The sequence below is a fragment of the Sphingorhabdus lacus genome (genome assembly GCF_009768975.1).
GTDB lineage: Bacteria > Pseudomonadota > Alphaproteobacteria > Sphingomonadales > Sphingomonadaceae > Sphingorhabdus_B > Sphingorhabdus_B lacus.
Genome location: NZ_CP035733.1, coordinates 2997944 through 3021664, shown reverse-complemented (window position 1 = coordinate 3021664; position 23721 = coordinate 2997944). Strand labels below are relative to the sequence as shown.

General features: G+C 56.5%; 29 protein-coding genes, 1 tRNA gene and 1 pseudogene. 19 read left to right on the top strand and 12 right to left on the bottom strand.

What is annotated here, in order from left to right:
* The first annotated feature begins 11 nt into the window (after positions 1-11).
* From flgG to EUU25_RS14225, 9 genes and pseudogenes are all read left to right on the top strand, one after another.
* On the top strand, positions 12-800 hold the full coding sequence (flgG, locus tag EUU25_RS14265) for a flagellar basal-body rod protein FlgG (RefSeq protein WP_158902080.1): 789 nt from the start codon (positions 12-14) through the stop codon (positions 798-800).
* A 1-nt stretch (position 801) separates the two neighbouring features.
* Positions 802-1458 carry a flagellar basal body L-ring protein FlgH gene (locus EUU25_RS14260; RefSeq protein ID WP_158902078.1) on the top strand — a complete coding sequence of 219 codons (657 nt, stop codon included), beginning with the start codon at positions 802-804 and terminating at the stop codon, positions 1456-1458.
* On the top strand, positions 1458-2546 hold the full coding sequence (locus EUU25_RS14255) for a flagellar basal body P-ring protein FlgI (RefSeq protein WP_158902076.1): 1089 nt from the start codon (positions 1458-1460) through the stop codon (positions 2544-2546). Before EUU25_RS14260 ends, EUU25_RS14255 begins: the two co-directional genes overlap by 1 nt.
* Positions 2543-2908, top strand: coding sequence for a rod-binding protein (locus EUU25_RS14250; protein WP_158902074.1), 366 nt, complete (start codon positions 2543-2545; stop codon positions 2906-2908). The genes EUU25_RS14255 and EUU25_RS14250 overlap by 4 nt, the downstream gene beginning before the upstream one ends.
* The gene (gene flgK / locus EUU25_RS14245) at positions 2905-4236 is read left to right on the top strand and encodes a flagellar hook-associated protein FlgK (RefSeq protein ID WP_158902072.1); all 1332 of its coding nucleotides are present in this window, start codon (positions 2905-2907) and stop codon (positions 4234-4236) included. The genes EUU25_RS14250 and flgK overlap by 4 nt, the downstream gene beginning before the upstream one ends.
* A 12-nt stretch (positions 4237-4248) precedes the next feature.
* A complete protein-coding gene (locus tag EUU25_RS14240; RefSeq protein WP_158902070.1) occupies positions 4249-5079 on the top strand; it encodes a flagellin N-terminal helical domain-containing protein in 831 nt (276 codons plus the stop codon).
* A gap of 138 nt (positions 5080-5217) precedes the next feature.
* Positions 5218-6081 carry a flagellar motor stator protein MotA gene (motA, locus tag EUU25_RS14235; RefSeq protein ID WP_158902068.1) on the top strand — a complete coding sequence of 288 codons (864 nt, stop codon included), beginning with the start codon at positions 5218-5220 and terminating at the stop codon, positions 6079-6081.
* A pseudogene (locus EUU25_RS14230) lies at positions 6081-6917 on the top strand (flagellar motor protein MotB); the annotation flags it as partial. The gene motA and the pseudogene EUU25_RS14230, both read left to right, overlap by 1 nt.
* Positions 6918-7103: 186 nt before the next feature.
* Entirely contained in the window at positions 7104-8135 is a 1032-nt protein-coding gene (locus EUU25_RS14225; protein WP_158902064.1) for a sigma-54 interaction domain-containing protein, read from the top strand.
* On the opposite strand, the gene EUU25_RS14220 is transcribed toward EUU25_RS14225, so the two are convergent.
* Entirely contained in the window at positions 8132-8401 is a 270-nt protein-coding gene (locus EUU25_RS14220; protein ID WP_158902062.1) for a hypothetical protein, read from the bottom strand. The two genes, EUU25_RS14225 and EUU25_RS14220, sit on opposite strands and share 4 nt — an antisense overlap.
* Positions 8402-8544: 143 nt before the next feature.
* Here EUU25_RS14220 and EUU25_RS14215 point away from each other — a divergent pair.
* Positions 8545-8631: transfer RNA gene (locus EUU25_RS14215), tRNA-Leu, on the top strand.
* Between the two features lie 5 nt (positions 8632-8636).
* Here EUU25_RS14215 and EUU25_RS14210 read toward each other — a convergent pair.
* From EUU25_RS14210 to EUU25_RS14200, 3 genes are read right to left on the bottom strand one after another with little or no spacing between them, the layout of a single operon-like run.
* Positions 8637-9062 (bottom strand): ion channel, encoded by a 426-nt coding sequence (locus EUU25_RS14210; protein WP_158902060.1) that lies wholly within the window; start codon positions 9060-9062, stop codon positions 8637-8639.
* Positions 9063-9066: 4 nt separating this feature from the next.
* Positions 9067-9381 carry a TraR/DksA family transcriptional regulator gene (locus EUU25_RS14205; RefSeq protein ID WP_158902058.1) on the bottom strand — a complete coding sequence of 105 codons (315 nt, stop codon included), beginning with the start codon at positions 9379-9381 and terminating at the stop codon, positions 9067-9069.
* Positions 9378-9629, bottom strand: a complete 252-nt coding sequence (locus tag EUU25_RS14200) for an HP1242/YdcH family protein (protein ID WP_158902056.1) — start codon at positions 9627-9629, stop codon at positions 9378-9380. Before EUU25_RS14200 ends, EUU25_RS14205 begins: the two co-directional genes overlap by 4 nt.
* 230 nt (positions 9630-9859) lie before the next feature.
* On the opposite strand from EUU25_RS14200, the gene gntA reads away from it, so the two are divergent.
* From gntA to EUU25_RS16650, 3 genes are all read left to right on the top strand, one after another.
* A complete protein-coding gene (gene gntA, locus EUU25_RS14195; RefSeq protein ID WP_222848798.1) occupies positions 9860-10549 on the top strand; it encodes a guanitoxin biosynthesis heme-dependent pre-guanitoxin N-hydroxylase GntA in 690 nt (229 codons plus the stop codon).
* A complete protein-coding gene (locus EUU25_RS14190) occupies positions 10546-11169 on the top strand; it encodes a DUF1989 domain-containing protein (protein WP_158902054.1) in 624 nt (207 codons plus the stop codon). Before gntA ends, EUU25_RS14190 begins: the two co-directional genes overlap by 4 nt.
* Before the next feature lie 72 nt (positions 11170-11241).
* Positions 11242-11373: a hypothetical protein gene (locus EUU25_RS16650; RefSeq protein ID WP_281346994.1), complete on the top strand. Its 132-nt coding sequence runs from the start codon at positions 11242-11244 to the stop codon at positions 11371-11373.
* An 87-nt stretch (positions 11374-11460) separates the two neighbouring features.
* Here EUU25_RS16650 and EUU25_RS14185 read toward each other — a convergent pair whose 3' ends face one another.
* The gene (locus tag EUU25_RS14185; protein ID WP_158902052.1) at positions 11461-11919 is read right to left on the bottom strand and encodes a hypothetical protein; all 459 of its coding nucleotides are present in this window, start codon (positions 11917-11919) and stop codon (positions 11461-11463) included.
* 189 nt (positions 11920-12108) lie between these two features.
* Here EUU25_RS14185 and EUU25_RS14180 point away from each other — a divergent pair, with 189 nt between their 5' ends.
* Together EUU25_RS14180 and EUU25_RS14175 are read left to right on the top strand one after the other, a co-directional pair.
* Positions 12109-12378, top strand: coding sequence for a GlsB/YeaQ/YmgE family stress response membrane protein (locus tag EUU25_RS14180; protein WP_158902050.1), 270 nt, complete (start codon positions 12109-12111; stop codon positions 12376-12378).
* 25 nt (positions 12379-12403) lie between these two features.
* Complete coding sequence (locus tag EUU25_RS14175; protein WP_158902048.1) at positions 12404-12709, top strand: hypothetical protein; 306 nt, start codon at positions 12404-12406, stop codon at positions 12707-12709.
* Between the two features lie 56 nt (positions 12710-12765).
* Here the strand turns inward: EUU25_RS14175 and EUU25_RS14170 are convergent, their stop codons facing one another.
* Genes EUU25_RS14170 through EUU25_RS14155 form a run of 4 tightly spaced genes read right to left on the bottom strand, consistent with a single transcriptional unit; the run spans position 12766 to position 16004 of the window.
* Entirely contained in the window at positions 12766-13506 is a 741-nt protein-coding gene (locus EUU25_RS14170; protein ID WP_158902046.1) for a Crp/Fnr family transcriptional regulator, read from the bottom strand.
* A gap of 45 nt (positions 13507-13551) precedes the next feature.
* Positions 13552-15222 (bottom strand): sensor histidine kinase, encoded by a 1671-nt coding sequence (locus tag EUU25_RS14165; RefSeq protein ID WP_222848797.1) that lies wholly within the window; start codon positions 15220-15222, stop codon positions 13552-13554.
* A 36-nt stretch (positions 15223-15258) separates the two neighbouring features.
* Complete coding sequence (locus tag EUU25_RS14160; protein ID WP_158902042.1) at positions 15259-15846, bottom strand: sigma-70 family RNA polymerase sigma factor; 588 nt, start codon at positions 15844-15846, stop codon at positions 15259-15261.
* Positions 15843-16004, bottom strand: a complete 162-nt coding sequence (locus tag EUU25_RS14155) for a NepR family anti-sigma factor (protein ID WP_222848796.1) — start codon at positions 16002-16004, stop codon at positions 15843-15845. The genes EUU25_RS14160 and EUU25_RS14155 overlap by 4 nt, the downstream gene beginning before the upstream one ends.
* 228 nt (positions 16005-16232) lie before the next feature.
* Between EUU25_RS14155 and EUU25_RS14150 the strand changes: the two genes are divergently transcribed.
* Positions 16233-17039 (top strand): response regulator, encoded by an 807-nt coding sequence (locus EUU25_RS14150; RefSeq protein ID WP_158902038.1) that lies wholly within the window; start codon positions 16233-16235, stop codon positions 17037-17039.
* A gap of 213 nt (positions 17040-17252) precedes the next feature.
* Here EUU25_RS14150 and EUU25_RS14145 read toward each other — a convergent pair whose 3' ends face one another.
* Positions 17253-17708, bottom strand: a complete 456-nt coding sequence (locus EUU25_RS14145; protein WP_158902036.1) for a PA2169 family four-helix-bundle protein — start codon at positions 17706-17708, stop codon at positions 17253-17255.
* Positions 17709-18019: 311 nt separating this feature from the next.
* Here EUU25_RS14145 and EUU25_RS14140 point away from each other — a divergent pair, with 311 nt between their 5' ends.
* Complete coding sequence (locus EUU25_RS14140; protein WP_158902027.1) at positions 18020-19471, top strand: sensor histidine kinase; 1452 nt, start codon at positions 18020-18022, stop codon at positions 19469-19471.
* Positions 19472-19473: 2 nt separating this feature from the next.
* Here EUU25_RS14140 and EUU25_RS14135 read toward each other — a convergent pair whose 3' ends face one another.
* On the bottom strand, positions 19474-19908 hold the full coding sequence (locus EUU25_RS14135; protein ID WP_158902025.1) for a response regulator: 435 nt from the start codon (positions 19906-19908) through the stop codon (positions 19474-19476).
* 94 nt (positions 19909-20002) lie between these two features.
* Positions 20003-22003 carry a 3-hydroxyacyl-CoA dehydrogenase NAD-binding domain-containing protein gene (locus EUU25_RS14130; protein ID WP_158902023.1) on the bottom strand — a complete coding sequence of 667 codons (2001 nt, stop codon included), beginning with the start codon at positions 22001-22003 and terminating at the stop codon, positions 20003-20005.
* 162 nt (positions 22004-22165) lie between these two features.
* Here EUU25_RS14130 and EUU25_RS14125 point away from each other — a divergent pair, with 162 nt between their 5' ends.
* Together EUU25_RS14125 and EUU25_RS14120 are read left to right on the top strand one after the other, a co-directional pair.
* Entirely contained in the window at positions 22166-22810 is a 645-nt protein-coding gene (locus EUU25_RS14125) for a PilZ domain-containing protein (RefSeq protein WP_222848795.1), read from the top strand.
* Between the two features lie 209 nt (positions 22811-23019).
* Positions 23020-23670 carry a LuxR C-terminal-related transcriptional regulator gene (locus tag EUU25_RS14120; RefSeq protein WP_158902018.1) on the top strand — a complete coding sequence of 217 codons (651 nt, stop codon included), beginning with the start codon at positions 23020-23022 and terminating at the stop codon, positions 23668-23670.
* Positions 23671-23721: the final 51 nt, after the last annotated feature.

The following is a 23721-nucleotide window of genomic DNA, read 5'->3' as shown; positions in this document are numbered from 1 at the left end:
GAATAACGACCATGTCAAACGGAGCCCTACACGTCGCCCGCACCGGTCTGGATGCGCAGAATATGCGCATGCAGGTTATCGCCAACAATCTGGCCAACGTTAATACCGTCGGATTCAAAAGAGACCGCGCCAGTTTCGAAACTCTGGCTTATCAAGCCATGACCGTTGCAGGGGCCGCCTCGTCCGCCGAAAACAAATATGCGATCGGTCTCAATCTGGGCACCGGTGTCCAGGTGAACGGCACCGCGCGGATCGATACGCAGGGCACGCTGACCACGACCGGCAATGGCCTCGATGTCGCTATAGAAGGCGCTGGCTATTTCCAAGTGCAGATGCCCGATGGCCGTATTGGCTATACCCGTGCCGGCGATTTCAGCATGTCCGCTGAAGGTACGCTCGTCACGCCTGACGGCATGCCGGTGCAACCACAGATACAGATCCCTGAAGGATCGACAGCAGTTTCCATTGGCGCTGATGGCACCGTGTCGGCACAAGTCGCAGGGCAGGCTGACCTTACCGAAGTGGGCCGCATCGAAATTGCCCGCTTTGCCAACTCGGCCGGCTTGCAGAATATCGGCAATAACCTGCTGGTGGAAACACCTGCATCAGGAGCACCCCAGGTGGGCGGTGCTGGTGAGGAAGGGCGCGGTTCGCTGCGTTCGGGCGCTCTGGAAGCCAGCAACGTCAATGTCGTCGAAGAACTGGTCGACATGATCGAAACGCAACGCGCCTATGAGGTCAACAGCAAGATGATCCAGGCCACAGACGAAATGATGCGCAATGCAACACAGAGCCTCTAATATGCGCTGGCAGTTTGCCTCGGTGCTGACGTTCCTTGTCGCAGCACTGCCTGCGACGGCAAAGGAACGCAAAGTGGAGGAAAGCTTCACACCAACCGCACCCGCCGCTCCAGCCAGCGTGCCGACAAACGGCGCGATCTTTCTTTCGGAAAATTACAGCCCCCTGACATCTGGCGCGCGCGCCAGCCGTATCGGGGATTTGTTGACCATCGTTCTCGTCGAAAGAATGAGCGCCACAAAAAGCAACAGCGCGACGACCGGCCGTACCGGAAGCGTCGGCCTGACGCCCCCCACAACGGGTCCACTCGGTCTATTTAATCCAAGCGATATAAACATGAGCGGCGATCAGTCGTTTAAGGGCAAAGGTGAAGCCTCGCAATCCAATGCCCTGTCCGGAGAAGTAAGTGTGACCGTTGCCGCGATTTACCCCAATGGCACGATGCTGGTACGAGGCGAGAAGTTCGTCACGCTCAACCGTGGCGATGAAAAAGTTCAATTTTCCGGGATTGTCCGCCTAGCCGATATCGGCGTGGACAATAGGATTCCCTCCACCCGCGTAGCCGATGCGCGTATCCGCTATACCGGCAAGGGCGAAATCGCCCGGGGCAGCCAGCAAGGCTGGTTGCAACGCTTCTTCTCCAGAATAAGTCCGTTCTGATGCGCGCGCTGCTCATCGTCATCGCCCTGTTCTTTTCCACCTCGGCCCAGGCTGAGCGGATCAAGGATATGGGCCAGTTCGAAGGCCTCCGTGCCAACCAGCTCACCGGCTATGGTGTGGTCGTTGGCCTCGCCGGAACCGGAGACGACAGCCTCGACTATGCGACGCAAGGGGTCAAAGGTGCCATCTCACGCTTTGGCGTGAACCTGCCTGCAGGTATTAACCCCGCCCTGAAAAACGCCGCGGCGGTCATGATTACGGCCGAATTGCCACCTTTCGCGAAGCCGGGGCAACGTCTTGACGTCACCGTATCCGCGCTGGGTAAGGCCAAGTCGCTTCGCGGCGGTACGCTGGTTATGGCTCCACTTTATGGTGCGGATGGGCAAATTTACGCCATGGCGCAAGGCAACCTCGTTGTCGGCGGCCTTGGCGTCGATGCGGCTGACGGGTCGAAGCTGTCCGTCAACATTCCTTCCGCAGGCCGAATTGGCAGCGGGGCGACCGTTGAGCGCAGTGTCGACACAGGCTTCGCGCAAAGCCCACACCTGACATTCAACCTCGCGCAACAGGATATCAGCAATGCCGGCCTTGTGGCCGATGCCATCAACCGGCAATTGGGCGGCAATGTCGCCCAGGCTGTTGATGGTGCTTCGATCCGTATCAACGCCCCCACCGGGGGTGAAACGCGTATCCGGATGATGGGCATTATCGAGAATATCGAAATCAAAAAGGCACAACCGCCGGCACGCGTGATTGTTAACGCCCGCACAGGCACGGTTGTAATAAACGGCGCCGTTCGTGTCGGCCCCGCTGCGGTCAGCCATGGCAAGTTGACGGTAAAGGTCGATGAAAACCCCACCGTTGTACAGCCGGCGCCATTCAGCCGCGGCCAGACCGCACTGGAGCCATCAAGCGACATTGCTATCCAGGAAAATACAAACCCTGCCTATTTGTGGGACAAGGGTGCATCCCTGTCGGACATCGTGAAAGCGATTAACAAGCTCAACGTCTCACCGGGTGATCTGGTGGCGATATTGGAAGCCTTGTCACAAGCCGGCGCCTTAAGTGCAGAATTGGTTGTCATATGAAAATTGCGCTCAATCCCGCCAAACCTGTTGCCCCTGCCGCAAAGCCGGATCCGGCTTTGCGTAAGGCTGCTGAGGCTTTCGAAGCTGTTATGCTTCGCCAGATGATGGCGAGTATGCGGCAGGCAAAGCTGGGCAACGACGTCTTCGGATCGAGCGCCACAGACAATTTCCGCGAAATGTCGGACGCCAAACTGGCCGACAATATGGCCGGCCTTCGCCAGTTCGGTATTGCCGACATGGTCGAACGCCAGTTGACCAAATCCGCGCCAGCAGTACCCACTGCACCCGTTCCGGCGGCCGTGGGGACCAAAGGCGGCGCGCTTGCTGCGGCATCTGCAGAGAATAAAGGAGCGATCAGATGAGCGACCTTCTCGCAATCGGGGCATCGGGCATTAAGGCCTATGGGCAAGCTTTGTCTGTCGTGGGCGACAATATCGCCAACGCGCAGACCGAAGGTTATGTCCGCCGCAACGTCCGGCTGGCCGAAGCTCCCTCGGGTGGTGATATCGTTCTTTCGCGCAACAGCATTCGCCCGGGCGGCGTGTTGGCTGCAGGTGTTACCCGCGCAACCGACCAATGGCTGATCGACGACGCACGTATTGCCGGTGGCGAAGCCTCCCGCCAAAGCGCGAGGCTCGACTGGGTCACGGCCACCGAAAGCGTGCTCGCCGATGGCGGAGCCGGTATCGGAAACTCGGTCACATCCGTTTTTACGGCCGCAGAGCAATTGAGCGGCAATCCCGGCAGCGACACATTGCGCCGTCAGTTTCTGACGTCGGTAGATGAAAGCGCTGCCAATTTCCGCCGCACCGCCAGTGCCTTGGGTTCCGCCGCCGCCGGCGTTGCAACCGAAGCGCAAGGCGCCGTAACGCAGCTAAACACCGATCTTTCGGCACTATCGCGGATAAATGACGGCTTGCGCCGCGCACGGCCCGGTTCCAGCAACGAAGCAACCTTGCTCGACGAACGCGACCGCTTGGTCGGCACCATTTCGAATGCGACCGATGTCGCCATATCCTATGACTCGCGCGGTGCCGCTATCGTCAAAACAGCGTCGGGTGACACGCTTGTCGATGGAACAACGACCGCTACCGTTTCGGTCAATGTCGCAGCGAACGGGACACTGAGTTACGGCATCAACCCCGGCGCAACAACTCTTACTCCCGGATCGGGCGCGCTCGCCGGGTTGAGCGATGCCGCCGCCCATATTGCCGACCAACGCACCGCGCTTGATACTCTTGCGACCCAGTTTTCGACCGAATTGAACGCCGCGCATCAGGCGGGTCTGGATGCCAACGGAAATCCGGGCGCTGCGCTGTTGAACCTGAACGGTGGAGCGGCCGCCATGGTCGCTGTAGCGCTCGCCCCCGATGACGTAGCCGCTGCCAATGGCGCGAGCATGAACGGCAATATCCTGGCGTTCAATAATTTGCGCGGTCCGGGGGGCGTTGAACAAAATATCTCCGCCATGATAGCCGCACAGGCACAGACCACAGCATCAGCCCGTGCACAGGAAGCCGCCGCAAGCAGCCGCCGGGACGGGTCCTTCGCTGCGCGCGATGCCATTGGTGCCGTCGATCTCGATCGCGAGGCTGCCGAGTTGTTGCGCTTCCAGCAGGCCTATGAGGCCGCTGCACGCACCATCCAGGTCGCCCGCGAAACCATGCAATCCCTTTTGAGCATCTTTTAAGGTGAGGCCATCATGATCAACGCAACTGGCAACCGAATGACGCAAGAGATCCAGCGGCAATCCCGCATGGCGCAGCGCATTGCGGACAAGCAAGTCCAGATTTCGACGGGCAAACGCCTTCAGCGTGCATCCGACAACCCGGTGGCCACGACCCGTATATCCGATCTTGCGCGGTCGCAGGCGAACGACACGGCGCGTGCATCGAATATCAATTTGGGCATATCATTGACTTCCCAGGCCGACGGCAGCTTGCGTCAGATGTCAGCTTTGCTCGCACGCGCCAAGGAACTGACCCTTGCCGGCGCCAATGCGGCGACCTCAGCAACGGACCGTGGAACTATCGCGGTCGAGCTGGCCTCCCTGGCAGATGAAATTGACTCGATGGCGCTCGTAAAAGCGGCCAACGACCAGCCTTTATTTGCAAGCGGATCGAATATGGCGATCCGTTTTGACGACAACAGCATATTTGCGCCCGTGCCGACCCGTGCCGAAGTGTTTGAAGTCGGCGGCGTTTCCATTAGCCAGACTATCCGCGATACCGCGACCGCTATCGCTGCGGGCAATATGGCGCAGGTAGCCGCAGGAAACACGGCCGTCGATGGCGCTATAAACCATGCTTCCGATATGATCGCCGTCGTCGGTTTGAACGCTGCGCGTCTCGACCGCCTGAATGAGAACAGCGCATTGCGCGCGATCAGCACCGCTGAAGAGCGCTCGGCACTCGAAGATACGGACCTGAGCGCGGCGATTGCCGAACTCAACGGTATGACGTTGACGCTCGAAGCCGCGCAGGCGGCCTTTGCCCGTATCAACCGGCGCACACTGATGGACTTTCTGAGCTAAGCCCAGAACAGTCCGGCGAACTAAGTTCGCCATCCATTTTTTCGCGAAATTCGCGTTCTGCTTAAAAAAACTACTTAATATCCGACACCTTCAGCCGTTTACCATGATTGATAAACGCGCACAGGGGCCAGCCATTTCATGTTTGCAATAATCGGTATCATTGTCCTTTTGGTCATGGTGTTTGGCGGTTTCGCCCTCACCGGAGGCAATCTCGGACCCGTGATGCATGCGTTACCGCATGAAATGCTGATTATTGGCGGCGCCTGTATGGGCGCGCTCATCATCGGCAACTCGGGCAAGGAGCTCAAAGGTTTAGCCGGTGGTCTCGCCAAGGTCTTCAAGGGACCGCAATATAAGAAGCAGGATTATCTGGACTGCATCTTTCTAGTGTCCAAGCTGATGAAAATGCTCAAGACCGAAGGCCCGGTCGCCGTCGAACCTCATATCGAAGATCCCGCAAACTCGACGCTCTTTTCCGAATATCCAAGGCTGTTGAAGGACCAGGTACTGGTCCATCTGATCTGCGATACGCTGCGTCTGGTCGTGGTTTCCTCAGGGACGCTCGACCCGCATGCGGTCGAAGAGGTCATGGATAACAGCATCAAGAACCACCATCACCATGTCGTTAAGCCGGCAGAGGGACTCCAGGGCCTTGCCGACGCCCTGCCTGCCCTTGGGATTGTGGCAGCCGTTCTCGGCGTTGTGAAGACCATGGGATCGATCGACAAGCCGCCTGCAATTCTGGGGGGCATGATCGGGTCGGCGTTGGTCGGAACCTTTTTGGGCGTTTTGCTCGCTTATGGTCTGGTCGGACCATTTGCGAACCGTGCAATGCAGGTCATCGAAGCCGATGCGGCTATCTATCATGTCGTCAAGCAAATGATCATCGCATCGCTGCACGGCCATCCGCAGCCGCTTGTGATCGAAGCAGCACGTTCGGGCATCGAACATAGCAACCAGCCAAGCTTCGCCGAAGTGTTTGACGGTATGCGGGGTCGGTAATGGCGAAGTCGAACGAGCCCATTCGCCCGGTCATCGTCAAGAAAGTCTATGAGGCGCCCCATGGCGGCCACCACGGCGGCGCATGGAAGGTGGCTTATGCCGACTTCGTGACCGCTATGATGGCGTTCTTCCTGCTCATGTGGTTGCTGGGTGCGACCACCGAAAAGCAGCGCAAGGCTTTAGCGGATTATTTTTCACCGACCTTGGTTTCCAGCAAACAGGATAGCGCCGGATCGACAAGCTTCTTCGGGGGCGATTCTATTACGTCGGTCGATAAATATCCTCATCGCGCGGGGCAGACCGGTACGCGTAGCATGACGATCCCCCGTGATGCCACAGGCGGGCCGAAGGAAGCCTCCGGAATTGGCCAGGATCGCGCGAAGTTCCAGGAAGCGCGCAAATCGATTCTCAACAAGTTGCAGGAGCGGAAGGAAATACGGCGCGTAGCAAAGAGTTTGCGCTTTACCGAAACGCGCGACGGCTTGCGGATCGACATGGTCGATGAAGCGAATTTTTCGATGTTCATTTCCGGTACGGATATTCTGACCCCGGATGCCATTCGGCTTTTGAATGACGTTGGTGGAACTTTGGCCGAGCTGCCTAACGGACTGATTGTGCGCGGACATACCGACGCGCAGCCGACCTCAAGTCGGCTGGGCGTTAACAATTGGCAGTTGTCGTCGGCACGGGCGGAAGCAACCCGGGCAGCGCTGGCCCGCGCCGGCATTACGCCAAACCGGTTTGTGCGCATCGAAGGGGTCGCAGACCGCGAACCTTATGTCCGCGAGAACCCCTATGACCCCCGGAATCGGCGCATGTCGATCACACTTGGATGGCGTACCATCGCCGAGTAGGGCCGAAAAGATATCCGAAATGGATATATCAGTTTACAAAATTTGACACTTTGCAGTGCTTTTAGTCCGTTTCGGATTCGTTAACGCTTGGCACCGGTTTTGTTAGGATTTCGTTTACCATGATTGACAAGAAACGGGGCCAAGGCAGTCATCCGACAGGAAAAAAGCATGGTAACGTCAACAGCACAAGCACCGGCAAAATTTGAAAAGCCCCTCTCTATAGAGGATATGCTGATCGGCAAAAGTCCTATCATGGGCACCTTGCGCGACATGGTACGCAGGGTCGCCAATTCTTCCGCTTCGGTCATGATTTGCGGCCCATCGGGCTCCGGTAAAGAAGTGGTTGCCCGTGCAATACATAATGCCAGCCCACGCGCCTCCAAACCCTATGTCGCACTCAATTGCGGTGCCATTCCGGCTGAACTGATTGAATCGGAATTGTTCGGCCATGAACGTGGTGCCTTTACCGGTGCACAGACACGCCGGACCGGCCATTTCGAAAATGCCGACAAGGGTACGCTCTTCCTCGACGAAATTGGTGACATGCGTTTCGATATGCAGGTCAAGCTACTCCGCGTTCTGGAGGATGGCCTTATCTCCCGCATTGGCGGCAACAGCAACATTCCGGTCGATGTCCGCATCATTTCGGCGACCCACCAGAAGATCGACAAAGCGATCCTCGACGGCCGTTTTCGCGAAGACCTGTTTTTCCGCCTGGGCGTTGTCGTCCTGCAAGTTCCGGACCTCGCCCAGCGGGTTGAAGACATTCCCCAGCTGATCGCGCATTTCCAAAAGGGCCGCACCGGACAAATCTGCCACTTTGATACAGACGCCCTGCAACGCTTGTCCATGCATGACTGGCCAGGCAATGTCCGCGAATTGCGCAATGTGATTGAACGCGCCAATATCCTGTTTGGCGGCGAAACGATCGACGCATTTGGTGTCGACCAGTTGCTTGGCAAGACGATGCCCAAGCTGGCACCTCTTCCCGTTTTGTCGGTGGTGGAAAGCGCACCTGTCTCGTTCAATGCGCCGATTGACCTCAAGGCACAGGTCGAGCGCATGGAGTTGGAACGTATCCAGATGGCACTGCACCATGCCGAAGGCGTCATTTCGGAAGCAGCTCGTTTGCTTACCCTGAAGCGCACAACCCTGATCGAGAAGATGCGCAAATACCGCCTCGAGAAAATAGCCGCCTAGAAAAACTCGACCAGCGGCACCTGATCACGGCGTCGATACTGCCGGTCTGGCTGTTTAACGTCGGAGGCACGGGGTTCGGCGGAGACCGGCTCTGCACGAATGATTTGAACCGTTGCCGTGCCAACCCGACTCACACGCGCAGGCGGCGTCGGCGCCGTAGCGGGGGTCGCGGCCAATAGCAGAGGCAAAAGGGCAAACACCATCAAAGGTAAACGCTGCTTTAACCATGTGGCGCAAGTGGAATAGAGGGTGAAAGCCCTTGTCATACCCCCAAACAAACGACTGACACGCCGGATTCTTTAAACTGTGCCGTTCTGCGACAGACTTTCCATCGCATGGCGTTGAACAAAGGCTGTTGCGTGTGCGGGACCGCTTTGCTAGGGGCGCTCTCCTACCTGTCGAGGCGCGTGCGGCCATGGCGGAATTGGTAGACGCGCAACGTTGAGGTCGTTGTGGGCGAAAGCCCGTGGAAGTTCGAGTCTTCTTGGCCGCACCAGACAGTCATGTTCGCCCCAGCCGCGCGACGATCGTTACGAAAAACGCGGTCGACCAACCCAGCAGCAACAGGCCGTTGATGCCCTCGATTGCAGCGACCAGACGCCAGTCGGGATTGATATAGCGATCATCAAAGCCGATGCCGGCATAGCTGATGGTGGAAAAATAGACGGCTGTCTCAATATCTGTAACGGCACCAATCGCTTCAAAAAGAAAAGCATAGAGCCATATTTCGATACCATGGAGCGTGAACAGCCCGACAACCAGGGCAAGCGTAAAAAGCATGGTGCGTGTTGACATGGCGGCCAGGTGATGCGCGCGTTCCACTTGAATTTCGTTACGCAAACTTCGTCCCAACAATGCCAGCCCTGCCCCGTGTATGACCACGGTCAGTAGGACGCTCAGCGTCGAGACAAAAAGTTGAACGAACATTTGCCTACATACAGTCAGCGCACAATGTCGCAGTTGGCATCAGCACCAGCCGCGCGGCCGAAATCGGTTCGCCGCAGGAAAGGCATTTGCCATATTGCCCCTGATCCAATCGGCCGAGTGCGGCCCGGACCGACGCCATTTCCTTAAGGACCAAGGCATCTTCGGCAGCGAGCGTGTCTTCACCCTCTATCTCGATGGCCTGCTCTTCTGAATCCGCGCTCATCGGTTTTGTTAGCTGGGCTTCAATACGCCCGGCACGCGATTCCAATTCGCCCAGACGGGCAGTCAGCTTCGCGCGGACATCGGCCTCCCCGGTCATGGCGACACCTCGCTGGCCTTGAGCGCCAGTTGAATCGTATCCAGCAACGACAAGCGCTCTTTCTTCAACTCTTCGGTCCTGTCTTCGGAGGCAGGCTCGATACCGCTGTCGATCCGGTGGATTTCACGGTTGAGCACATGATAGCGTTCGGCCAACGCGGCAAATCGCTTATCCTGTGTCTTTAACGCATGAATTTGTGCAGCGGCGTCCGGGAATTCGTCGTGAAGCTCATGTGGCGTGTGGGACATGTTATTTTCCTTCGTTAATGCACCTATGATGTTAATGGTTGAACGCCCTTTAAGTTGCATTGCGCTAGATCAAGAACCGACGGCGCGCAGAGGTCTTTCGCGATTTCGCGACGGATGGAGGCACTGAGCCAAGGAACAATCGGCACATTCCCGGCTTTAGAAATCTCGAATTGCGCAAACAGCCATCCCGAAATCCATTCGGGTCGCAATGAGCCGAACGGAGAAACACGGTGCCCCTTGCTGAAATTGAAAAACCCGCGACCGAAATTACCGACCTGTTCGAGGATTTTGTCCGCGATGCCGCCTTCCCGTGCGTCGGCGCAAAATCTGCTTTGAATAAGGGGCAGATGCATTTTGTGGTCGCGGACGACATTCGCTCTGCGTGGGACGATTTACGGATCTGGCCGAAAATCGCTTCGCTAGCCAATTCCTACCGCAATGACCCAGTGCTGTTCCAAACGCTCGTCGTTATTTTCCGCAATAATGGACCCTTGAGCGAGCGGCGGTTCGAACGTGCGGTTTGGGACCGTTTACAATCATTGAGCGACAAGGATGACTGGCTCGGCCAGACGGTCGACCCGCGTATCAGCAGCGATCCGGATGACCCCCATTTCGCGGTCAGCTTTGGTGGCGAGGCCTTTTTTGTGGTTGGTCTCCACCCCAATGCCAGCCGCCCCGCCCGGCGCTTCAGCTATCCGGTGATGGTATTCAATCTGCATGACCAGTTCGAACAGTTGCGCAGTGAAGGACGCTACGACCCGTTACGCGATACCATCTTGAAACGGGACGAGGCTTTGGCCGGTACGATCAACCCCATGCTGGCACAGCATGGTGACGCATCGGCGGCACGCCAATATAGCGGGCGCCGCGTAGAAGATGGTTGGGTGTGCCCGTTTAGCCGGAAAGGCGCAGCATCATGAGCAATCTCGAAATCCGGCCCCGCTCCGGCGTCGCCTTTACGATGAACAAGGGCGACTTGCTGACTGTGATCGATCCGCAGGGCGAACAGGTTGCCGATCTGGTCGCCTATGCGCAAACCGATATTCGTGAAGTGATTTCGTCGGGACGCACCCTGGATTACGCATCGCGCCTGTTTCTGACGACCGGCGACCCGCTATATTCCAACCGCAGCAAAGTGATGCTGACGATCGTGCATGACGATGTGGGCCGGCATGACTTTCTGTTGACGCCCTGTTCGGAAGATACATTCCGGATCATCTATGGCGATACGCATCCGCATCAAGGTTGCTTCGGAAATCTCGCGGAGGCCCTGCGTCCTTTCGGCATTGAGCCAGACAACATTCCCGTCGCCTTCAACTGTTTCATGCATGTCGCGATCGACGGAAAAACGGGCGAGATTTCGGTGCAACCTCCGCTCAGCCGCGCTGGTGAGGAAATCCGGTTCCGGGCTGAAATGGATTTGATCATCGGTTTGACGGCCTGTTCCGCGCTGCAGTCGAACAATGGATCGTTCAAGCCCATCGCCTATTCGGTGACACCTGCCGAAGAGGTTATGGTGGCCGAACACGCACAAGCATAGCGGGTTCGGCCCATGAAACTTTTTCCGCTGCGTGATGTTTCCAAAGAACAAAGCAGCCAGAGGAGATGCGAAATGATCGATGACCCCAAAACGCCGGAGCGTCCGGTCGAAGAACCAAATGATTGGCCGGACGAAGTTCCACCCGACAAGGGCGACGTGGATTTCCCCGGCGGCGCGCCTCAGGAACAGCCGGACGAGATCTGAACGGGTCCCTGGATTGCACATTGAGCACGAAAAACCCCCGATGGCGGAATGCCTTCGGGGGTTTTTCTGTTGGTCGGCTAATTTATGTTATGCCCGGCCAGGTGTGAACGACGGTGGATCGCTCGCCGGAAATGACGCATCCGACATATCGTCTACATCTTCCCATTCTTCGCCTGGATGATCCCGCATGGAATCGGCGCCAGCATTGCGGGTCTGGTCGAAATTCTCGACGTCGGTTTCATCGTCGGCAAATGCCGCAGAAAAATCGTCTTTCCAGTCATTGGCTTTCGACAACCATTGATGGCGTGTCGCGTAAAGTCCGGCACCTACAGCAACGCCAATACCGACTGCCGAGACGACCGCTGTCAACCATGTCGGCACTTCCGCTGAACGGGTTTTGCGAAACTTTCCATCGCCTTTGCGCTTCGGGGTGACGCGATGCGATTTCGCGCCTGCGTTCCGCGCCGCATGGGCGCTGCCGTTGGTGCCTTTGGTGCCTGTCTTGGCATTGTCGGACTCTGATTTTGTTCGGGTCGCGGTTACCATTTTTGCTCTCCTACTTGTGATGGGGGTGGAAAGAGGAAAGCGATGCGCAGGCACTTAAGTTCCGGCGTCCAACAACAATATTGCACGGTCGGTCGCCAAACAATCAATTCAATAATTCTCGACTTTCTTCCTTAACGGGAACCTATCGCTTCATTGCTGGTTCCCCCAACACCCAAAGGGAGAATTCAAATGAACATCATTATATTATTGGTAGTTGGCGGAGTCATTGGATGGCTGGCCAGTATTGTTATGCGTACAGATGGACAGCAGGGTATTTTTCTAAATATTGTTGTCGGTATTGTAGGCGCAATACTTGCAGGTTTCATCATTACCCCACTTATTGGCGGTGCCCCCATCACGAACGGCGCGTTCGACATCATGTCGCTGATCTCGTCTTTCCTTGGTGCCGTGGTTCTGCTCGCGATTGTTAATCTCTTCCGTCGCGGTCGGGTACGCTGAACATTTTTAAAGGAGTGAAGTGACTATGAAAAAGAATATTTTGATCTTGTGCGGAGCCGTTTCCATGCTGGCGCTTGCGGGTTGCGATACCCCAGCCGAAAATGCCAACGAAGCTGCCGCCGAAAATATGGACGCGCAAGCGGATGCCACACGTGAGCAAGCCGATGCGACCGCCGATGCCATGGAAGACAAGGCTGACACCTTGGATACCAAGACCGACGGTGTAGATTCTGCCGCTGAACAGAAAATGGAAAATGATGCCCAGGCTGTTCGCGACCAAGCAGAAGTCAAGGCTGATGCCTTGGAAAACAAGGCAGACGCGAAAGACTAATTATCCGGTCTTTCCCCGACTTCAAAACCCGCTGGCATTGTCAGCGGGTTTTTTTGTCAGTCGTCCGAGAGATGGTGGAGATAATTGGGGTTGAAAGCTGCCAGTTTTTTCAATTGCCTTAGGTCCTTCACTTCCAATTCGCCGCGTCGCAAGGTGACAAAACCCGTCCTGTTCAGTTCGGCGACGGTACGGCTGACATGGGGCTGGGTCATGCCCAATGCATCCGCAATGTCGAGCTGCGTTAAGGGGAAATCGCATCGCTGTCCCTGCACCAGCCCCACGGTTTTGAGCCGAAGATAAAGTTCGCACGCCAGATGGGCGACGCTTTCCAATGCATCCCGCTGTCCGACGCTAACCAGCCATTCGCGCTGGATGGAATCGGTCACCAGTGATTCCCACCACAGCGCACGCAACAGCTTCGGGTGCGCATCGCTTATCTCTTCAAACTCTTTCGGCGCCAACCGCGCATAGCGGACAGGTGTGATGGCAGAAATGGAATGATCCATCGCGTTCAGGATGTAGACGTGCAGATCGGCCAAGTCGCCCGGCAGGAAGAAGGCCAGTATCTGACGCCGGCCGTCTTCCATCATCTTGTAACGACACGCCCAGCCGTCGATCAGCAGATTGACCGTGCGTGGCTCATCACCTTCGGAAATGATATCTTGCCCGCGATCGGCAGATGCCACCCGCCGCGATGCCATGTCGTTGATGGCATCCTCGCTGCCGCTGCTTGTACGCATGAACGCGTTTAATTTCGCGATCAGATATTGCCCGGGGTTTTCCAAATGATCGCTCATGTCGCCCGAAATGATCCTATTGCAAGACCAGGTCTAGTGATTGGCTCATTGCGCTGCGGTCACAGGGAAGTGCAACGTCGTGGAACTTCCCATGTTGCGGTCACTGATGAAGGTGACATTGCCGTTCAACTGGCTCGCAAAGCCTTGCATCAACTGGGTTCCCATATCGCGGCCAAGACTTTGGGTGACATCGTAGCCTTCTCCATTGTCCTCGATCGACAGAATCGCCTTTTCTCCGACCAGGGCGAACGTCATTTCGATTTTACCTGGCGCATTCGCCTGAAACGCGTGGCGGAAGCAATTGGTCACTGCTTCCACGATAAAGAGAGCAAGTGGAACAGCCGAGTCAACGGGCAGCGAATAATCATCAGCGCGGAACGACAGGTCCACACTCTGATTTTCCCGGTGCGCATAGCGTAACTGTTTGCACAATTCCCCCATAAGCACCTCAACAGTAACCGAAGGCTCCGCGCTGTCATTTTCCTGCTCGTAGGAAAGCCGGTGGATCAAAGCCAAGGCAACGATGCGGGCGCGCGATTGCTTCAACGCCGTTTGCGCCGCATCATCCGTCATGCGGGAGGCTTGCATGGTGAGCAAACTGGTCACAATCTGGAGATTGTTCTTCACACGGTGGTGGACTTCGCGGGTCAATTTCGTCTTTGTATCAAGCGCCGCCGTCAGTTCCGCGGTCCGGCTGTCGATGACCTCGGCCATCGCATGGAGATCATCGCTCAAGCGGCGTAGTTCGCGCGGTGCCGACGCAAATGCCGCACGATTTCCGCTAAAATCACCCTGCGTGAATTCTTCGCTCAGTTGACGCAATTTCGTCAGCCACCGGATTACAAGCCTGTTCGTCCCGAACCAGATGGCGCACAGCGTTAGCAATATCGTCACAAGCGGCATGATGATGCTCGCGCGAAATTGTGTGAGTGCTGCCGACATGATGCGTGCGCGTGGCTCTGCATAGAGGACATATAATTCTTTGCCGCTTAGCGCGACCGTTTGGTAAACCCATTTTTCGCCCTTTGCGGTGCGGATCACACCGGAACGGCCCGCAGACAGGCCGGGCGGTACGGCGAAGGGTAAGCTGTCGGTATCGCTGGCAACCAGGTCACCGCTGCGCGACAGGATTGCGACCACACCGGTTCGCGCTTCGGGTGCGTCCGAAATGGAGCGGGCGAGCTTTGAAATGTCGAGCCCTGCGCTGAAGGTGCCGTCAAATTCGCCCTTGTCATCCAGCACGGCAACCGCGCTGATGATGATGGGCTTACGCGATACAGTCCCGAATGTAGGCTGGCTCACGGTTACGACTCGCGTCGTTTTCGTATCCTCCCACCAAGGCTCGCCGACGAAGGAAAGACCGTCACGAAAGGGCAGGATTGAACAGCGGGCGCGGCCGGAGGAGTCGGTGCGGACGAAATTTATCACCGGATCATGACCTCGAAATCCGGTTTTCAACACGACATCGCATCGGTCGGTCATATTCCTGATGTCCGGATTTGCCGAGCCCACCATCAAGAGGCGGTTCGAAACCAGAAATGCATCCCGTTCCCGCTCGGCAACCGCTTTGGCATTTGCACCCAATGTCGCCATTGCCGCATCCTGCATCGACCTCCAGTTAGAAATACTCTGTAGGACACTGGTCACGGTAATAGGCAGCAGGGCCGCAAGCACGACCATCAACAGACCCTGTTTCAGGCTGACTGAACGCCCCAAAAACAAAAAAATCCCCCTCCACCGTAAGGCTGCCATCTAGGCGGCCGAAGACATGGCACCCCTGCCCGTCGCGTTTTGCCTGTTTTCGCCAAATTCGCCTTCATCTGGTCCGTTGATAATCGCTGCGAGCGCCGTGCGTCCCCGCGCAAGGCGGCTTTTCACCGTCCCCAAGGCACAACCTGCTATCTCGGCGGCTTCTTCATAGCTGGCACCGCCGGCACCAACCAGGAGCAACATTTCACGCTGTTCGACAGGAAGCTGTTGAAGGGCTTTTTCGACATCCGACATATGAATAGCATGCTGCTGCGCAGGTTCCTGAATCAAGATCCGTTCGGCAGCCTCCGGGTCCCAGCTTGTCATGCGCGCGTTCTTGCGGATCGTTGTATAGAAATGGTTGCGCAGGATCATGTAGATCCATGCGCGAAAATTGGTGCCGGGCTCGAAACTGTCGCGTGCGGCCCAGGCCCGCATCATAGCCTCTTGCGCCAGATCATCCGCTAATTCCCGGTTGCCGCACAAACCGCGTGCAAAAGCACGCAGCGACGGGATGATATCCTGCAACTGCCTTCGGAATTCAGCCGTAGGGGGCTTGCGCCCGCCGTCCTGTTCGACCGCATCACTCATGAGGGCTTTTTGGCTTTCTCGGCCATACGCTCTTCCAACTGGTCTAAAAGTGAGAGGAAGTCGTCAGGTACGGGCTCGCTGGCGATGCCATCGTGCATCTGCCGCAGCGCAGCAGCAATAGGATCGAAATCCGGTTCGACGGCATTATCTAAGCGCATGGGCTTTTTTTCTCTTTTATCAGAATCGGACAATGCACACTCCACCACCAGAAAAACGGATGGAGTTAGCTGCCATATTCAGGCTTAAAGTTATATACCTGTTCGTCATTCCAGCCCCGTAATTGCGCAGTCACCTGGACGTGATAAACCGCGAAATAAAAAAAAGTTCCCGCGGACGGAACAAATTGCGGTGAAATGTGTATTCTCGTTAATAACCGAGGAGGAATCATGTCATTACGTGAGGCGTTAGTAGCCGAATTGCCCTTTTTGCGACGCTATGCACGCGCACTTACCGGATCGCAGTCACTAGGTGATGCGGCAGTTCGGGAAGTTCTCGAAGCTTTGCTCGAGGCACCCGAGGAACTCCAGTCTGATAAGCCTGTCCGCATCGAATTGTTCCGGATTTTCCATCGGCTCTGGCAACCCGCAATGGTCGAACCGCTCGCATCGAAAGGTCGCAGCGGTGTGATCGCGCAGTTTCCTGTCGTTATGCGCCAGAGCTTGCTGCTGACAGCCGTCGAAGGATTTAGCGAGGAAGAAACCGCGACGATCCTGAACCTTGCCTCCGGCGAGATCGGATCCTATGTTCGCGATGCGCGCACAGCCATCACCGATGCCCTTTCGGCCGACGTCCTGATTATCGAAGATGAATCGATTATCGCGCTTCACATCAAGCAAATCGTCGAGTCCCTTGGCCACAATGTTGTCGGCATTGTCCGGACCCATAGCGAAGCAGTCGCCGCAGCGCGTGAAAAGCGTCCCGAGCTCGTGCTTGCAGATATCAGTCTGGCAGACGGTTCAAGCGGCATTGATGCCGTGAAGGAAATTCTAACGGAACAGGATGTCCCCGTCATCTTCATCACCGCATTTCCAGAGCGGCTGTTGACCGGTGCCCGTCCGGAGCCGACCTATCTGATTACCAAGCCTTTCGAACCCGAAACCGTTGTCGCAACGATCGGCCAGGCCCTGCTTTTACACCGCCAACAGGGCGATGAAAAAATTTCGGATAGCGCAGGAACATTCTCTGCAGCCTGACGTTCTACGAATACATCAACAATCCCCCGCTGGCTTCCCACCCCCCCCTCGAAGTTGCCAGCAAATCCCACACCCCGGCCTTCATGGCCGGGGTGTCTTTTTGTGGCCCACGCATTTTCCTGTTAGCACTTATGAAACGGCCCTCCCTACCATGGTGGCGGGGAGGGCCGGCTTATTGAAGGGAATCCAAAAAGGCTCAAGCCTCCATCTATATTAGAGCGCCTGGCTTGCGTGCTTCAGGTTGCTCATCTGGTCATGACCCTGCTTCACCGACTGGTAACAGCGATCGATGACAGCGCGGGTTTCAGGACTGATATCCTGATCGACCATGGCTTCTTCAAACTTGTGCTTGATGTGATCTTCGCCGCGCTCGACTTCCGCGATGATGGCGTCATCATCATTTCCAGTAATCGCGCTTTTCAAGTCCATGAAAACACGATGTGCACCGGCAAGAACCGAACCATCGGTCGTAGGCTCGCCGCCCAGGGTGCGGACGTGCGACTGGAGCTGCTCGGCAACGGTCGAACGCTCATTGGCGCGGTCGAAAAAGATGGATCGATATTGGCTGTGCTCCGCATCTTCGGCAGCCGACCGATATCCGTCGACGCTGTCGATGGTCGTTTTGATAAGGTCGTTGAGTGTGTCAACTTCGCGTTCATTGGGGGTCATGATGACTTCTCCAAAAGAGTGGGGCTGAGCAGAACAAGCAATCAGGGAACTTGTTTCGTTCGAACGCATTTATTCTGTCGTGATCGCAACACATGCTGGCGTTGCACCCACCCCTAACGCCCCCCGCGCATCAGAAAGCTGCGCCCCAGATCCCGTAGGTTATGTTATGATTCAGTTCCCTTATGCGCGGTGACAGCCCAGCCTTCGCCCTCGAATATGCCTCAGTTATAAGCAGGGCAGCTTTTGTGGTCTATGAGCGCCCCTCCGTAGCTTTGGCAGATCATTTGCCGACGGATAAAGGATAGCATCGGATGCTGCATAAAAGACCCTCGCAAAATGGAACAGCGCCGCACAGCTATTGGCTGGAACCTGTTGCCAGCGCCACCGTCAACGCGACAGATGCGCCGGAAGTGCCCGGCAGCGATGATTTCCGTCTGATTGCCGATAATATGCCGGCCTTGTGCTGGATGGCTCGCAGCGACGGCTATATATTCTGGTATAACCGCCGCTGGCACGACTATTGCGGCACGACTCCACAGGCCATGGAAGGATGGGGCTGGCAAAGCGTCCACGACCCCGCCGAATTGCCTGGTGTGATGGAGAGATGGCAGCAATCTATTGCAAGCGGACAGCCGTTCGAAATGCTGTTTCCCATTCGGGGATCCGACGCTGTGTTCCGGCGTTTTCTTACCCGCATCGTGCCTGTGACAAATGAAGCGGGCGAAGTCGTCCGCTGGCTGGGCACAAATGTCGAAGTCGAAAGCCAGCTCAACGCGGAGGCTGCCCTGGAGGTGAGCGAAGCCAAATTGCAGGTGTTGACCGATGCCATGCCGCAAATGGTGTGGTCTACCTTGCCCGACGGCTATCATGATTATTTCAACGCACGCTGGTATGAATTCACCGGCGTTCCCTATGGCTCCACCGATGGAGAGGGTTGGAACGGCGTGTTCCATGCCGAGGACCAGGAGCGGGCCTGGGGTCTGTGGCAGCATAGCCTGAAAACGGGTGAGCCCTATGAGATTGAATATCGCCTGCGACACCATAGCGGTGTTTACCGCTGGATATTGGGCCGCGCGCTTCCCGTCCGCAATGTTCACGGGTCGATCACCCGCTGGATCGGCACGTGCACCGATATTGACGAAGCCAAGCGCAATGCAGCGCTGGGCGAACTTGTCAGCCGCGAGCTAAGCCACCGTATCAAAAATATCTTTGCCGTCATCGCGGGTCTGATTGGCATTTCGTCACCGAAAAGTGCGGATGCCGCCGCTTATGCGAAAGAAGTGTCGGGGCGGATTGCGGCGCTCGGCCGTGCGCATAATTTCGCCCGGCCGCACGGACCCGAATCGGCCATCTTGCAGAATTTTGGCGGACTACATGGACTGCTGGCAGAATTGATGAGTCCCTATGATCATGCCGAAGGTCGTCGCTATGCCATTTCCGGGCAAGATGTTGCGGTCGGCGACCGGAGTGCGACCCCATTGGCATTGCTGATCCACGAACTGGCGACCAACGCCGTCAAATATGGTGCGCTGTCAGAAGGCAAAGGACGCGTTGCCATCACCACAGATGTGCGGGACGACCAAGTTGTAATAATCTGGGCCGAAACCGATGGCCCGCCGGTCAGCAACCCTCCTGCTCAAACCGGGTTTGGCACGCAATTGTCGGACATCAGCATAGTGAGCCAATTGGGCGGTGCAATTGATCGTGCATGGGACCCCGAAGGGTTGAAGGTTACGATTTCGATACCGAAAGCGCATCTGTAAAGTCAAAAATTGGCGCCTTCTTGGTTAAGCGCGCTGGGGAACAGGCGCAACGAGGGCGGAGGGCTCGCTGGTTCACCAACCCGATGTTTGACCAGAAAATCGAGAACGGTGCCGATGGCTTGCTCGTCTACGGGTTTTGAAAGCACACCGATGGTACCTTTGATGCCATCGCGCAATTGGGATGCATTGGCCGTCAGGAACAAGACGGTCGTTCCATATTCCTGGCTCAGCTTGGCGCCGATTTCGGGTCCCGTTGGTCCATCACGCAGGTTCAGATCCACTAGCGCGATATCCGGTTTGCGTTGCGCCAATTGTTCAGCGGTCGCGGCATCGGGGGCGATGCCAATGACGTCGAAACCCATGTTCGACATGATCTGCCGTAGGTTCAAAGCGACGATAAATTCGTCTTCTACAATAAGGATGCGATTGTCTGTCATATTAGTTCTCACGCCATTAACGGCGCAAAAACGGGTTGGTTCCGCTACTTGGCCCATTTTCCGGAGAGAAAATGGGCCATATGTCGCTTTCCGGTCAGGCTTTCGCTTTCAGACTATCCGCAACCGCAACGCCATGGCGTTCGAGCGCCTCGACGATCTTACCCGCACCTTCAAGGTCGCCCCAGAACATCGGTCCACCGCGGTAAATCGGCCAGCCATATCCATAAATCCACACGACATCGATATCCGATGCCCGTTGGGCCTTACCTTCTTCGAGGATTTTATACCCCTCGTTGACCATCGGATAGAGCGTCCGTTCAATGATCTCCTGCTCGCTGATTTCACGCTTCGGCAGATTGGATGTCGCGCGAAACTCTTCGATAATAGCCAGCGCCTCCGCACTCGGCGTGCCGACGCGTTTTGCATCATAGTCGTAGAAACCCTTGCCGTTTTTCTGGCCGAAGCGTCCGGCCGCGCATAGGGCATCGCGGATGGTTTCGACCCGCGCAGGATCGCGGTGCCAGCCGATATCCAGCCCGGCCAAGTCGCTCATCTGGAATGGCCCCATCGGCATGCCGAAATCGGTATGCACCTTGTCGATTTGCGCCGGTGTCGCACCTTCGAGCAGCAATTGCATCGCGGGCTGCTGGCGCGTCGACAGCATCCGGTTACCGATAAAACCGTGGCATACGCCCGCAACAACCGCCACTTTGCCGATCCTCTTGCCGAGGGCCATCGCCGTTGCCAGCACATCGGGTGCCGTCTTTTCACCGCGCACAACCTCAAGAAGCTTCATGACATTGGCGGGCGAAAAGAAATGCATGCCAAGCACATCCTGCGGACGCGAGGTCGATGCGGCGATCTCGTCGACATTCAGGTAGGATGTGTTGGACGCCAATATTGCCCCCTGCTTGCAGATTGTGTCGAGCTTGCCGAACACCTCTTTCTTCACATCCATATTTTCATACACAGCCTCGATCACAAGATCGCAATCGGCGAGCGATTCAAGGGTCAGCGAAGGCGTCAGCAACGCCATCATGCCTTCAACCTGGTCGGTGGTAAAACGCCCCTTTGCCGCGCTGGCTTCGTAATTTTTCCGGATAACCCCGACGCCGCGGTCCAGATTTTCCTGCACCATCTCCACGATGGTGACAGGAATGCCCTTGGCGAGGAAGTTCATCGAAATGCCACCGCCCATGGTTCCGGCACCGATGACGCCGACTTTCTTAACTTCACGCAGCGGAAGGTCTTTCGGCAGGCCATCGATCTTGGCGGCTTGCCGTTCGGCAAAGAACATGTGCCGCTGCGCCGCCGATTGGGAACCACCCATCAATTTCATGAATTCGGTGCGTTCAAAGGTCATGCCTTCATCAAAAGGCAGTTTCGTCGCGGCCTCGACACAGGCGAGGTTGGCATAAGGGGCTTCGAACCCTTTCCACTTGCGTGCATTGGCTGTCTTGAGTTGCTCGATAATGGCGACGTCGCCCTTCACCGGCAAATCGCGGGTAGCCCGCGGGCCGACGGCGATAAGCTCTTGCGCATAGGCAATGGCATCGTCGGCAAGACTGTCTTCACCCGCGATGCGGTCGACAAGGCCCATCGACAAGGCCTTGGACGCGCTCACCGGTTCGCCAAGCGAGCACATGGTAGCAGCTGCCTCAACGCCCACCACGCGCGGCAAACGCTGCGTTCCACCGGCACCCGGCAGCAGGCCAAGCTTGACCTCCGGCACGCCCAGCTTCGCAGACGGCACGGCAATGCGGTAGTGGCAGACCAGCGCTGTTTCCAGGCCGCCGCCAAGAGCTGTCCCATGGATCGCGCCGACGATCGGCTTGATTGCGGATTCGATTGTCCGGAGAACTTGATTGAAATCGGGACCTTGGGGTGGCTTGCCAAATTCGGTGATATCCGCACCCGCGATAAAGGTGCTACCGTCGCAGCGCAAAACCATCGCTTCGATCTCGGAATCGTTCAGGCCCTGATCCACCCCGTCCGAAAGCCCTTGGCGAACATGCCAGGACAGTGCGTTTACGGGAGGATTGTTGACGACAATCACGAGGATATTGCCGATTTTCTGGGTCGTCACGGATTGCATTCTGAACTCCTAAATAGTGGCTTTTGATTTTTTCCGACGTTGGTTGATTTGAACGCGCTTGGCAAGGCCATGCCGCGCTAGGAACGCTGCAATGAAATCACCATCAGGCCATTAACCTTATTCATCATGCACAAAGTTAGATTTTGCGCGCAAATGGGGGGGATGATGGACCAAATCTCAACCCTATTTTCCGATAGGCAGCCCCTATCGGATTCCTTGCCCGATGCCGCAAATGACGGTGACCGGCGGCAGCATAGCCGTAATGTAAAGGTTATGCGCGTCGCCCGGCTGAAGGACGTTAATTTGCACGCGGAGTGCCTTGGCCTAGTGCGGGATGTGTCGCCGGGCGGCATGATGATTGACGCCGACTTCCCGCTGGAAATCGGGCAGACGGTGGCCATCGCCCTGCTCGACGATCAGGAATTGAAGGGTGATGTCATCTGGCTGGATGGCAAAACTGTCGGTGTGGAATTCGCGCAGCCCATTGAAGTCGAAAAGATTTTGGCAAAGCCGTCGATCAAACCCGATGGCCGCCGTGCGCGCTTGCCCCGTTTCAAGCTGGACAAGATAGTCACGATCCGCGCCGACGAAAAGGCGGCCGATGCCCAGTTGCTGGATCTTTCCCAACGCGGGGCCAAGTTCAGTTGCGATCTGAAAATGAAACTGCACGCCAACATTCTGGTGCGGCTGAACCGTGAGAATGCGGTCCGTGCGACGGTCAAATGGCGGGCGGGTAACATGATTGGAGTCGAGTTCCATCGGTTGCTATCCGTCGATGAACTGGGCGTCTGGTTGAAAGATTCCTGACCGGCATCACCAAAATTACCCACGGATTGACATCGGTGGACATATTTTAGTTCAACTTGGATGTATTTTTACATCAGGTGCCGAGAAACGTTGCGCAGGAAGTGCATCGCAAACTTGACAGTATGCCACCCGCTAAAGCAAGAAGTAGCAAGTGGGGATGGATTGCCGAGTAGCATTACTGGTTGGCGGTCTGGTTTTAAGGGTGGACGATGCATAATATTTTACTGATCGTCGACCATAGTTTTTTCTTACATGGGTTCTGCCAGTATCTGGGTGATGCCGGCCATTTCGAAGTTGCAACCGCCATCAGCGCCGATGAAGCGACCGCAAAAATAGAAGAGACACCTCCCGATATCGTCGTTCTCGACCCCCGTATGGGCGAAGGCGCCGGCGTGCAGGTGTCGCAATATTTGCGGCTGCACTATCCCAATATTCCGATGGTCCTGCTGGTCACGCAAATCGATCCTGAACAATCAATCGAAGCCATGCGTATGGGCGTCAAGGGCATTGCCCTGAAAGACAGCGATCCTGATCTGATGGTTCAAGGGATCCGGACCATTTTGGCCGGCGGTTACTGGTTCGAGACGAACATCACGCAACCGGCGCTGCAATATTCGCTGGACCGGCCCAATCGTATCAACCGGAGCGATGATCTCCTGACCAAGCGAGAGCATCAAATCGTCGACCTTGTGTGCATGGGCTTGCGCAACCGGCAGATCGCTGACCAGTGCAGCCTGACCGAAGGGACGGTCAAGATTCACCTCAACAGCATTTTCCGGAAATTGAGTGTGACATCGCGCGCGGAACTGATCGTCAATCGCGAAGGCATGCGGTCGAAGAAATCCTCGTCCGCCAATTAAGGCGGAGCCCCCTCCAGATTACCTAATAGATGCGCGCAGCAGTCGGCCCGT